This window comes from Rhodopseudomonas sp., assembly GCF_013377015.1.
In the GTDB taxonomy this organism is placed as follows: Bacteria; Pseudomonadota; Alphaproteobacteria; order Rhizobiales; family Xanthobacteraceae; genus JARJEH01.
The window spans coordinates 657,484-669,217 of the sequence record NZ_JACABA010000002.1; the positions used below are offsets into that span (position 1 = coordinate 657,484).

At 65.7% G+C, this 11,734-nt stretch carries 12 protein-coding genes; 6 read left to right on the forward strand and 6 right to left on the reverse strand.

Annotated features, from left to right (window positions below; all coding sequences use genetic code 11):
• Positions 1 to 20 precede the first annotated feature (20 nt).
• Entirely contained in the window at positions 21 to 746 is a 726-nt protein-coding gene (lipB, locus tag HXX15_RS11555) for a lipoyl(octanoyl) transferase LipB (RefSeq protein ID WP_296516196.1), read from the forward strand.
• 99 nt (positions 747 to 845) lie between these two features.
• Complete coding sequence (locus HXX15_RS11560; RefSeq protein ID WP_296516197.1) at positions 846 to 1,772, forward strand: PepSY-associated TM helix domain-containing protein; 927 nt, start codon at positions 846 to 848, stop codon at positions 1,770 to 1,772.
• 3 nt (positions 1,773 to 1,775) lie between these two features.
• Here the strand turns inward: HXX15_RS11560 and HXX15_RS11565 are convergent, their stop codons facing one another.
• Positions 1,776 to 2,204 (reverse strand): 4-oxalocrotonate tautomerase family protein, encoded by a 429-nt coding sequence (locus tag HXX15_RS11565; protein ID WP_296516198.1) that lies wholly within the window; start codon positions 2,202 to 2,204, stop codon positions 1,776 to 1,778.
• Positions 2,205 to 2,318: 114 nt separating this feature from the next.
• On the opposite strand from HXX15_RS11565, the gene HXX15_RS11570 reads away from it, so the two are divergent.
• Entirely contained in the window at positions 2,319 to 3,167 is an 849-nt protein-coding gene (locus HXX15_RS11570) for a LysR family transcriptional regulator (protein ID WP_296516199.1), read from the forward strand.
• On the opposite strand, the gene HXX15_RS11575 is transcribed toward HXX15_RS11570, so the two are convergent.
• From HXX15_RS11575 to HXX15_RS11585, 3 genes are read right to left on the reverse strand one after another with little or no spacing between them, the layout of a single operon-like run.
• Positions 3,168 to 3,467, reverse strand: a complete 300-nt coding sequence (locus HXX15_RS11575; RefSeq protein ID WP_296516200.1) for an acylphosphatase — start codon at positions 3,465 to 3,467, stop codon at positions 3,168 to 3,170.
• A 7-nt stretch (positions 3,468 to 3,474) separates the two neighbouring features.
• Positions 3,475 to 4,350 carry an isocitrate lyase/PEP mutase family protein gene (locus HXX15_RS11580; protein ID WP_296516201.1) on the reverse strand — a complete coding sequence of 292 codons (876 nt, stop codon included), beginning with the start codon at positions 4,348 to 4,350 and terminating at the stop codon, positions 3,475 to 3,477.
• Between the two features lie 4 nt (positions 4,351 to 4,354).
• Positions 4,355 to 6,370 carry an acetyl/propionyl/methylcrotonyl-CoA carboxylase subunit alpha gene (locus tag HXX15_RS11585; protein WP_296516202.1) on the reverse strand — a complete coding sequence of 672 codons (2,016 nt, stop codon included), beginning with the start codon at positions 6,368 to 6,370 and terminating at the stop codon, positions 4,355 to 4,357.
• Positions 6,371 to 6,523: 153 nt separating this feature from the next.
• Here HXX15_RS11585 and HXX15_RS11590 point away from each other — a divergent pair, with 153 nt between their 5' ends.
• On the forward strand, positions 6,524 to 8,377 hold the full coding sequence (locus tag HXX15_RS11590) for a nucleotide pyrophosphatase/phosphodiesterase family protein (protein WP_296516203.1): 1,854 nt from the start codon (positions 6,524 to 6,526) through the stop codon (positions 8,375 to 8,377).
• A gap of 135 nt (positions 8,378 to 8,512) precedes the next feature.
• Here HXX15_RS11590 and HXX15_RS11595 read toward each other — a convergent pair whose 3' ends face one another.
• Together HXX15_RS11595 and HXX15_RS11600 are read right to left on the reverse strand one after the other, a co-directional pair.
• Entirely contained in the window at positions 8,513 to 9,097 is a 585-nt protein-coding gene (locus HXX15_RS11595; protein WP_296516204.1) for a hypothetical protein, read from the reverse strand.
• A 331-nt stretch (positions 9,098 to 9,428) separates the two neighbouring features.
• Positions 9,429 to 9,830, reverse strand: coding sequence for a DUF2177 family protein (locus tag HXX15_RS11600; protein ID WP_296516205.1), 402 nt, complete (start codon positions 9,828 to 9,830; stop codon positions 9,429 to 9,431).
• 123 nt (positions 9,831 to 9,953) lie between these two features.
• Between HXX15_RS11600 and HXX15_RS11605 the strand changes: the two genes are divergently transcribed.
• Together HXX15_RS11605 and HXX15_RS11610 are read left to right on the forward strand one after the other, a co-directional pair.
• Positions 9,954 to 11,402 carry a deoxyribodipyrimidine photo-lyase gene (locus HXX15_RS11605; RefSeq protein WP_296516206.1) on the forward strand — a complete coding sequence of 483 codons (1,449 nt, stop codon included), beginning with the start codon at positions 9,954 to 9,956 and terminating at the stop codon, positions 11,400 to 11,402.
• A gap of 78 nt (positions 11,403 to 11,480) precedes the next feature.
• A complete protein-coding gene (locus HXX15_RS11610; RefSeq protein WP_296516207.1) occupies positions 11,481 to 11,711 on the forward strand; it encodes a hypothetical protein in 231 nt (76 codons plus the stop codon).
• Positions 11,712 to 11,734: the final 23 nt, after the last annotated feature.

The window sequence follows — 11,734 nt, forward strand, 5'->3', positions numbered from 1 at the left end:
CACCACGTTATGGTTAGCCAATGATTAACGCCCGCCAAACGCTCGATTTGCAGGGGTTTTTGCCAGATTCCGGCGGCCCCGGTGTGGACTGGCTGATCGCGGATTCGCCAGTGCCCTATCTCGAGGCGGTCGCGACGATGGAAGCGCGGGTTGCGGCGATCGCGGCCGGCGACGCGGCGGAGCTGGTCTGGCTTCTGGAGCATCCGCCGCTCTATACCTCCGGAACCAGCGGTCAGGCCGGCGACCTGCTCGATGCGCGTTTTCCACTGTTTACTGCCGGGCGCGGCGGTCAGCTGACCTATCACGGCCCCGGCCAGCGGGTTGCCTATGTGATGCTCGACCTGAAACGCCGCCGTCCCGACGTTCGCGCCTATGTGGCCGCGCTCGAGCACTGGATCATTCGGACGTTGGCCGCCTTCAACGTCCGCGGCGAGCGCCGCGAGGACCGGGTCGGAGTGTGGGTGGCAAGGCCGGACAAGGGCGAAGGCTGCGAGGACAAGATCGCCGCCATCGGGGTTCGCTTGCGGCGCTGGGTGACGTTTCACGGCATCGCCATCAATGTCGAGCCGGACCTCAGCCATTTCCAGGCCATCGTGCCCTGCGGCATCAGCGATCCGCGCTACGGCGTCACCAGCCTGGTCGATCTCGGACTGCCGGTGACCATGGCCGATCTCGATGTCGCGCTCCGCGCCGCCTTTACCGAAATTTTCGGTGCCACGACCGATGCTTTCCACGGAAAGCTTTGAGCGGGATCAACTGCCAAGATTATTTATCCGTCAGTTGATTGTCATGTTGATCGGTTCATACCTGCCACGGGTGACAACAGGCAGCGAAGGGCCGAATCGATGTCGAAGATGTGGCTGTTGCGACTGCATCGTTGGATCACGCTGGTGCTGTCGATCCCGCTCGCGGTCTTGATCGTCACCGGTCTGATCCTGTCGGTCGAGCCGATCTTGACCGGCTCCGGCGCCAGGCCGGGCGTCGTCACCGCCGAACGGCTCGATGCCGTGCTCGCCAAGCACGATCCCGAGGCCAAGGCGCGCACGCTGATGGTGCGGGCCTATGCCGGCACGGTCTCGATCGGCGGCGCCCAGCGCGGCGACGGCTTGGTGCATGTCGATCTTGCCAGCAACGAACGCATCGAATCTCCCGGGGCCCTGGCCGGGTTGCTGTTTGCCTCCCGGCGGTTGCACGAGCATCTGATCGCCGGGTTCGGCTGGCTGGTGCCGGTGTCGACCATCGCGATGCTCGGCTTGATCCTGATCGGCATTCTGATGGGCTGGCCACGATTGGCGAATTCGCTTTCCGGCTGGCACAAGGGCACCGGCTGGTTCGTGCTGCCGCTGCTGATCCTGAGCCCGCTGACCGGCCTGCTGATGACGTTCGGCATCACCTTCGCCGCCCCGCCGCCGCGGCCGGCTGCCGGCACGGCGCCGATCGCCATGACCGAGGCGATCCACATCGTCGGCGCGAGTTACGATCTGGCGCGGGTGTCGTGGATCCGGCCGCGTGGCGGCGTGACGCTGGCGCGGCTCGACGATGGCGGCGAGATGCGGGTGTTCGCGGTGACCCGCGACGGGCTGCTGCCGACCGCGCGCAATTGGCCACGTCTGATCCATGAGGGCAACTGGAGCGCGATCGTGCCAGCGCCGCTCAATGTGATCACGTCGGTGGCGATGCTGTTGCTGATCTCGACCGGGCTGTGGATGTGGGCGCGGCGCAAGCTGCGCCGCCGCCCGGCGCGGACGTCACCCGCACCGGCGCGCGCCTGAGGTTCAGGCCGCGACGCTGCGCGGCAACGCCGCGAGCTTGCCCGCGATGTAGCGTCGCTCCTGGGTCAGGCCGCCGAAGCCGTAGCCGTCCGCCCGCACGTCGTTGACGTGAACGTAGCTTTCGTTGTGCAGCGGACCGAGCAATTCGCCCATTCGCGCGAACGTCGCGGCGACAAAGGCGGCCTTCTCGTCCTTGCTGTTGGTGCCGTCTGTAATGCGGATGTCGAGCCAGAAGCCGGCGAGCTTGTGGTCGGCCAGCGACCTTCCGGCGACGAACCAGTCCGCCGGATCGGCGCTCTCGACGATCGCCGCGGTCACCTGCGGATCCTTGTGCAGCAGCGTGGCGGCGAGTTCGCTGACCGCGGCGGCGATCTGCGGCTTGAGGCCCAAGGTTCGGCGCAACGTGGTGTAGCGGACGGTGATCATCGGCATGGCGTGTCCTTTCAAGGCGGCGCGATCGTTCGCGTGCCGACAACCTAGACCTGCCGCCAAAATTACGATACCTTATGATTATAGATTTCAATCATAACGGGTTGTGATGATGAAATGAGCGACCTCGACATTACGACCGTGAAGGCGTTTCTGCGCGTCGCCGAATTGCAGAGCTTCACCCGCGCCGCCGAGGCGCTGGGCACCACCCAGGCCGCGATCAGCATGAAGCTGCAGCGGCTGGAAGCGCTGCTCGGCCAGCGGCTGGTGGAACGCTCGCCGCGCGCGGTCAGCCTGACCGCCGATGGCACGGCGTTCCAGCCGCGCGCCCGCGCGCTGATCGAAGCGCATGACCGGGCACTCGCCGGCGACCGGCCGGCGACGCAGCGGCTTCGGCTCGGGATCAGCGATCACGCCGCCGGCCCGGAGTTGGTGCCGCTGCTGGCGCAGCTCGATGCAATGTCGTCGCGGCTGACGTTCGGCGTCACTATCGGATTTTCCCCAACTCTGCTCGACGCCCTCGACGCCGCCGAACTGGACGCTGTGATCGTGCGGCAGGAGGCCGGGCGGCGCGGCGGCGAAAACATCGCCGTCGACGACTATGGCTGGTTCGCTGCGCCGCGGTTTCGATGGACCAAGGGCGAACCGCTGCGGCTGGCCTCGCTGGCGCCGCCTTGCGGCGTAAGGGCGCTGGCGCTGCGCGCGCTCGACAAGGCGCGGATCGCCTCGCATGAGGTCTTTGTCGGCGGCGGCGTCACCGCGGTTGTCGCGGCCGCGCTGGCGGGCCTGGCTGTGGCGCCACTGGCGAAACGGATCGCACCGCCCGGCTTGGTCGACGTCGGGCCGGCGCACGATCTGCCCAGGCTGCCGACCTCGAAAGTGATGCTGCATTCGCAGGTCAGCGACCCGGAGCGGTTGGCTGCGCTGCGCACCTTGGCCGCGACGTTTCGGAAGATCGCCGGATAGTCAGAGCGTCGGCAGCACCGAGAAGGGCTCGCCCGGCACGCGTAGATTCAGAGCGTCGGCGCCGGCGGGCTCGTCCTCGACGGCGGCCACCTGCGCAGCCGACGGACCGCGCCGGCACCGCGCCACCATCTCGGACACGGCTGTGGACGATCCCGCAAACAAGGCCTCGACGCTGCCGTCGCGGCGATTGCGAACCCAGCCCTCGACGTCCAGCACGGACGCGACATGCGCCACCCAGGCGCGGTAGCCGACGCCCTGCACCCGGCCCCGGATCATCACCTGACGGATCGCATCGCTCATCGCCGTGTCAGTCCGGTTGCCGCTTCAGCCCAAGAAATTGCTCGCCGCGCTCCCTGACAATGGCGGCGCGCGACACCCGTTCCATCAGCTCGGCCGAGGCGAGGCCCGGTAAATTCTTCGGCGCCGCCCCGTCGTGGATCGCCGACAGCGTCGCGAACACCGCCTGGGTCGCCGCCGCGATCGGGGCATGGCCCTGCACCGCGATCCGCACCCGCCGGCTCGCCAGATAATCCCAATCGGTGATCGTGTCGGACGGCCCGCCAAGCACGATCGGCAGCGTCGTCGCCGCAGCAATCGCGTCGAGTTGCGCGCGGGTCTTGACGCCGGTGAAGAACAGCGCGTCGACGCCTGCCGCCTCATAGGCCACGGCGCGATCAATCGCATCCTCAAGCGTGCTCATCGTCAGCGCGCCGGTGCGGCCGACGATCACCACCGTTGGATCGATCCGCGCGTCGAGCGCCGCCTTGATTTTGCCGAGTCCCTCTTCCGGTGAAACCAATTGCGGTGTCGCTTCGCCGAACGCCTGCGGCAGCAACGTATCCTCGATGGTCAATCCGGCGGCGCCGGCGGCCTCCAGTTCCTGCACGGTGCGCCGCACGTTGAGCGCGTTGCCGTAGCCGTGATCGGCATCGACCAGCACCGGCAAGGCCGCGGCGCGCGCCATCCGCCGCATCTGTTCGGCAAGTTCGGTCAGCGTGATCAGCGCGACATCGGGATCGCCCAGGATCGCCAGCGACGCCACCGAGCCGCCGAACATGCCGAGTTCGAAGCCGAGATCGTCGGCGATCCGGATCGAGATCGCATCGTAGACCGACGCCGGCCTTACGCAGCGCGATCCCGACAGGATCGCGCGTAGCGCGGCGCGGCGGTTGCGCCAGGCCATCGGTTCAGGCGAATTCGAGAATGACGGCGTCGACCGCCAGCGTCGCGCCGGCGGTGGCGTGGATCTTCTTCACCGTGCCGTCGCGCTCGGCGCGCAGCACGTTCTGCATCTTCATCGCCTCGACCACCGCGAGCGTCTCACCGGTTTTGACCTCCTGGCCCTCGGTTACCGCGATCGACACCACCAGGCCCGGCATCGGGCACAGCACCTTCTTGCCGGTATCGGCCTTGTTGCCGACCAGCATCCAGCGCGCCGACGACGCCTCGCGTTCGGTGAAGACGTTGACCGCAACCTCGTAGCCCTGATGCGCCAGCCGCACACCGTTCGGGATCGGCCGAACCTGCACTGCGATGGGATAGCCGTCGATGGTGCCCTGCCACACCGGATCGCCCGGCATCCAGGGCGAAACCAGCAGATGCGGCTGCCCCAGCGCGCCATCGGCGCCGACGAAGCGGACCACGAAGTCCTCGCCCTCTCGGGTGACGTCGAGCGGAATTTCGGCACGCTCCAGCCACACAGAGCGACGGCGTTCGCGGATCACCGCGCGGCCGATCATCTGGCCCGAGATCTTGCGCTTGCGCTCGCCGATCACCCGGTCGATCGCGGCGCCGACCGCGGCGATCCGGCGGGCAATGTCGCCTTCCGGCTCCCGCGCCGCGAAGCCCTGCGGAAATTCCTCGGCGATGAAGCCGGTCGACAGATTGCCCTCGCGCCAGCGCGGATGGGTCATCAGCGCCGACAGGAACGGAATGTTGTGGCGGATGCCGTCGATGTAGAACGAGTCCAGCGCATGGGCCTGGGCCTCGATCGCAGCGGCCCGCGACGGCGCATGGGTGACCAGCTTGGCGATCATCGGATCGTAATAGATCGCGATCTCGCCGCCCTCCTGCACCCCGGTGTCGTTGCGCACGGTGATGCCGTCGGAGCTACTTTCCGCCGGCGGGCGATACTTCACCAGCCGCCCGATCGAAGGCAGGAAGTTGCGGAACGGATCCTCGGCATAGACCCGCGATTCCACCGCCCACCCCTTCAGCGTGACGTCCTTTTGGGCGATCGACAGCTTCTCGCCGGCGGCGACCCGAATCATCTGCTCGACCAGATCGACCCCGGTCACCATCTCGGTGACCGGATGCTCGACCTGCAGCCGCGTGTTCATTTCGAGGAAGTAAAAGCTCTTGTCCTGCCCGGCGACGAATTCGACGGTGCCGGCGGAATCGTAATGGACTGCCTTGGCGAGAGCGACCGCCTGATCGCCCATCTTGCGGCGGGTGGCCTCGTCGAGCAGCGGCGACGGCGCCTCCTCGATCACCTTCTGGTTGCGGCGCTGGATCGAACATTCGCGCTCGCCGAGATAGATCACGTTGCCATGCTTGTCGCCGAGCACCTGGATCTCGATGTGGCGCGGGTCGACGATGAATTTCTCGATGAAGATCCGGTCGTCGCCGAACGACGACTTGGCCTCTGCCGTCGCTAGCCCGAAGCCCTCCTCGACTTCCGATGTCGAATAGGCGATCCGCATGCCCTTGCCGCCGCCGCCGGCGGAGGCCTTGATCATCACCGGATAGCCGATTTCGTCGGCGATCTTGATCGCGTGCTTGCCGTCGGTGATGACGCCCAGATGGCCCGGTACGGTGGAGACGTTGGCCGCCGCGGCGGCCTTCTTGGATTCGATCTTGTCGCCCATCGCGGCGATGGCGCCGGGATTGGGACCGATGAAGACGATGCCGGCCTCGGCTAGCGCCACCGCGAAAGCCTCGCGTTCCGACAGAAAGCCGTAGCCGGGATGCACCGCCTCGGCGCCGGTCTGCTTGCAGGCGGCGATGATCTTCTCGATCACCAGATAGCTTTCGGATGCCGCCGGCGGCCCGATCAGAACGGCGTGATCCGCCATTTCGACATGCAACGCGTCGCGGTCGGCCTCGGAATAGACCGCGACGGTCTCGATACCCATCCGCCGAGCGGTTTTGATGACCCGGCAGGCGATCTCGCCGCGATTGGCGATCAGAATTCTTTTGAACATGTGCTTTTTGCTTGCAAGCTTGGGGGTGGGTCAGCCCTCCCGGCCGGGACGGCAATCTGGCATCCGGGTGTGCTTGTAACAATTCTGTCGCTCAGGAAAACTAGATATTGTGGAGGGGTCACGGGATTCCCCCTCGCTCCGGAAGAGGCTGCCATGCACCGTCCACTCGCCATCCTGTCCGCGGGCCTCGTGCTGTTGTCCGCGACCACGGCTTTCGCCCAGAATAATCAGCCCCGCAACCTAATTCTGTTCATCCCGGACGGATTGCGGGCCTTGAAGGTGACGCCGGAAACCGCGCCAGCGATGGCTGCGATCCGCGATCGGGGCGTTAATTTCAAGAACCCGCATTCGCTGTTTCCGACCTTCACCATGGCGAACGGCTCGGCGATGGCGACCGGCCACTATCTGGGCGACACCGGCGTGTTCAGTAATTCGATCTATACCGGCCACCCCACCGCGGTGCAGAACGGCAGCGTGGTGCCGTTCATCGAGCACGACCAGGTGCTGCTCGACCTCGACGAGCAGTTCAACGGCGATTTCCTTGACGAGGAAACCATCCTCAAGGCGGCGCGCGAAAAAGGCTTCAGCACCGCCGCGATCGGCAAGCTCGGCCCGACGCTGTTGTTCGACCATACAGAACGCAGCGGCACCAAGACCATCACTGTCGACGACCAGACCGGCGCGGTCGACAAGGAGGGCAAGCTGATCGGCGTGCCGTTGTCCGACGAGATCAAGGCGGCGCTGAATGCCGCCAGCCTGCCGCTGGCGACCCCGAGCCGCGGCGACAACGGCAAGGCCGGCGATTCCAAGACCCCCGGCACCGTGGTTGCCAATATTGCCCAGCAGGCCTATCTGGCCGACGTCGCCAGCAAGGTGGTGCTGCCGATGTTCAAGGCGCGCAGCAAGCCGTTTGTGCTGGTGTTCTGGTCGCGCGATCCGGACGGCACCCAGCATAACAACGGCGACAGCCTCAACAGCATCACGCCCGGCATCAACGGCCCGGCCTCGATGGCCGCGATCAGGAACGCCGACGACAACCTCGCGCAATTGCGCAAGGCGCTGGACGAGCTCGGGCTTGCCGCCTCGACCAATATCATCGTCTCCGCCGATCACGGCTTCTCGACGATTTCCAAGGAGAGCAAGACCAGCACCACGATCAAGGGCAGCTATCCGGATACGCCGGCCGGCTTCCTGCCGCTGGGCTTTCTTGCCATCGATCTGTCGAAGGCGCTCAACCTGCCGCTGTTCGATCCCAACGACAAGAACGCCCGCGTCGGAGACAACGCGTTTCCCAAGGCCGGTAATGCGCTGCTCGGCCAGGATCCCGCGAAGCCCGAGCTGATCGTCGCCACCAATGGCGGCTCCGACCTGATCTATCTGCCGAACAAGGACCGCAAGCTGGCGGACCGTGCGGTGAAAGCGCTGCTGGAGCAGGACTACATCAGCGGCATCTGGGTCGACGACAGCCTCGGGCGCTATCCCGGCGCCCTGCCGATGTCGACGCTGAACCTACAGGGCAAGGCGGTGACGCCGCACCCGGCGATCGTAGTCAACTTCCGCTCCTATGCGTCGGGCTGCGAGCAGCCGACCAACTGCTCGGTCGAGATCGCCGACACCATCCTGCGGCAAGGCCAGGGCATGCACGGCACCTTCAGTCGCGGCGACACCATGAACTTCATGGCGGCGATCGGACCGGACTTCAAATCGGGCTACGCCGACCCGCTGCCGGTCAGCAATGCCGATGTCGGCATGACCGCGGCCCGGCTCATGGGACTGGCGCCCAAGGCCAACGGCACACTGATCGGACGGGTGATGACCGAAGCCATGCCAAACGGCGCCACGCCGAAGGCCTTCGTCGGCTCGATGAAATCGCGCGTATCGGCGAACGGGCTGAGCACCGTGCTGAAATTCCAGCGCGTCTTGAACCAGCGCTATTTCGATGTCGCCGGCTTCCCGGGACGAACGGTCGGCCTGGAGCCGGACAAGCAGAAGACCGCGGGAAAATAACCACCGCTGTTCAAAGGCCTGGGATGGAGTCGCGATCCTCATTGTGAGCCGTCGCGGCTCCGCCCGGGCACGGCGCAAAACAAGAACGGCGGGCCAAGAGACCCGCCGCTGCAAACCTTCGCGTTGGTCGCAGAATCACATGCCGAGATCGAACATGTTCGGCAGCTGCTGCACCAGCGGCATCGTCGCGGCGCCGATCACGGTGGCGGCAACCAGTCGCCTCAACGCATTGTTGTTGTTGCGGCGGTTGCTGCGCATCTGCCGGGCGATCCACTCCAGCACTTCGGTGTTCACGCCGATCGCCTGAGTGGGCGCCCAGGTCTCGATCGCGGTGTCCGGCGACAGCGCCACGGTGCGCGACGGCACCGGCAGACCGGAGGCCGACGCCGCGTGATGCACGATCGCCTTGGCGAACAAGTCGTCGAACAGCCCGTCATCGCTGCGCTCGGCGGCGGCATCGTTGATCTCGAACAGCGCTTCGGCTTCGGCCCGGCTGACCGGCTGATTTTCGACCGCGGCGGCGGTCAGGATCCGCGCGCACCAGGCAGCGTCGGCGGCGTCCAGCATCCGGGAGAAATGAACGCGACCCTGGGTCGTCGGTCCTTCTCCGGTAATCACGCCATCGCGCACAACGCCGAGGGCCTGCGCAGCGGTATAGCGGTCCGCAATCCGGGAGGTTTCGATGACGCCGATCTCTTCGGCATGGTCAGAGGTAGTCATGGTATCACTCTTCTCTTTTGTTGTAGACCCAGCATTTCCACGCCGGTGTAAACGATTGGTTAAGCCATCGACTTTGGTCGCGAACGAGTCGGCATCGATCTTAAGATTGTTAAAATAGTTGCCAAATTGTCGCTGTGATTTGCATCACGGCGAGAGTAATCGCAGCCGCCTTCGGCGGCGGTGCGGCACGCAAGCGGCGATATCAAGGCAGCGACGATTTCGACGCCAATGTGATTCTTGCGCACCCGAACTCGGCGCGCGCCAAATCGCTGGGCGGGTGCCAGCAGCTCGCCCAGCAACGCCGAAAACTCTATCCAAGCATCAGAAATCGTTAAATTTTTTCCGAAATCCAGTTCGCCAGCACCAATCCCACGGCGCCCGAAAAAGCAGTGATGAAGGTGCCCCAGGAGATGTCGAGCGCCACCACCGGCCAGGTCCAGTGCTTCAGCAACGCCAGCGCGGTAAGCTCGAAGGTGGCGTAGCAGAACAGCCCGAACAATGCGCCGTAGACGAGCGACGATTGCCAGGTCGCGCTGGCCGGGCCGTTGACGAAGATGACAATACCCACAACGTAGAGCAGGTAAAACAGAATCGCCGGCGCCAGCCTGACCTCGCCGAGCATGTCGCCGACCTGCGCGGTGAAGAAGTTCTTCGCGATCGTCCCCAGGAACAGGAAATCCAGCGGGATCAGGATGATGAATGTTGCCAGGTAGAGAATGCCATATCGCTTCAAGTCGCCCTCCAGCGTGATTCAAATCTCGTCCAGTTCCAATACGTTCGAGATTGTTGAAGGTTGCAATCCATTTGCGCGCGAAAGCGTTGATCTGTTCCACGACCTTCGGATGACAACAGCCTGATGCCCAACGACATCCCCCAGCCAATGATCGTCTGGTTCCGCGACGATTTGCGGCTCTCGGACCATCCGGCGCTGCACGCCGCAGCGCAAACCGGAAAGCCGCTGGTTTGCGTGTATGTCCTGGACGAAGCGAGCCCGGCAATCAGGCCGCTCGGCGACGCCGCTCGCTGGTGGCTGGCGCAATCGCTGCGGGCGCTGCAGACCAGCCTGATCGGGCTTGGCGGCACGCTGCTGCTGCGTCGCGGACCGGCGGACCGGATCATCACCGGGCTGGCGCGCGAGATCGATGCCGGCGGGGTCTATTGGAACGAAATCGAGATGGCGCCGGAGCGCGCCCAGGCCGACGCCCTCGACGCTTCGCTGGACCGGCTGGGAATCCCGACGCACCGCTTTCGCGGCGACCTGCTGGCGGCGCCTCGCGACATCCGCACCAAGGACGGCCGCGGGCTGCGGGTGTTCACGCCGTTCTGGAAACGGGTTCAGACTCTCGGCGGCCCGCCGAAGCCGCTGCCGGCGCCAAGCGCGTTGCGACCGCCGCCGCTTCTGCCCGGCGACACGCTGGCCGACTGGAAGCTGGAGCCGACACAACCGGACTGGGCCGGCGGCCTGCGCGAGACCTGGACCCCGGGCGAAGCCGCCGCGCAGGCCGTGCTGACACAATTCCTCGATCGGGCATCGGGCTACGCCACCGGGCGCGACCGGCCGGATCGCGACGTCACCTCCGGACTCTCGCCGCATCTGCGGTTCGGCGAGATCAGCCCGCGGCAGGTCTGGCACGCGGCGAAATTCGCCGTGGCAGAGCGGCCGGCGATCGCGGGCGATATCGACAAGTTCCTCAGCGAACTGGGCTGGCGCGAATTCTGCCGACATCTGCTGTTCGACCTCCCCGATCTCGTCACGCGCAATCTGCAGCCGGCGTTCGACGCCTTTCCATGGCGGCACGACGCCGAAGCGCTGCGGGCCTGGCAGCGCGGCCGGACCGGCTATCCGATCGTCGACGCCGGAATGCGGCAGCTCTGGCACAGCGGCGTGATGCACAACCGGGTCCGCATGGTGGTGGCGTCGTTCCTGGTCAAGCACCTGTTGATCGACTGGCGCCACGGCGAACGATGGTTCTGGGACACGCTGGTCGACGCCGATCCCGGCAGCAACCCGGCGAACTGGCAATGGGTCGCGGGCTGCGGCGCCGATGCCGCGCCGTATTTCCGGGTGTTCAACCCGATCCTGCAGGGTGAGAAATTCGATCCCGACGGCGACTACGTTCGGCGCTGGGTCCCGGAGATCGCGGGCCTGCCGACCAAGCTGATCCACCAACCGTGGACCGCGACGCCGCTCGAACTCGCCGCCGCCGGCGTCACCCTCGGCCGCAACTACCCGAACCCGATCGTCGATCACAAGGTCGGACGGCAGCGCGCGCTGGATGCCTACGCCACAGTGCGTAAGCGTTGAATCAGTGCGAGCTTGTCAACAACAATTCCGCGAATCGGATATCGTCAATGGCATCGCTAACCTGATTTGGGGGATACCATGGACGACGAAAAGCCGATGATCGATCAAGTGACGGATGCCATCAGCGACGCGGTGGAAGCCACCAAGAAGGTGGCCAAGAAGGCTCGCAAGGCCGTCAAGAAAGCCGCCAAGAAGGTCGCCAAGAAAGTGACCGCCGCCAAGGCTCCGGCGAAGAAGGCCAAGAAGGCCGCCGACGGCGAGGCGGCTCCGGCCGCCAAGAAGCCGCGCGCCAAGAAGGCCGCGGCCTGAGAAGGTTAGTCCGACGATTTCCG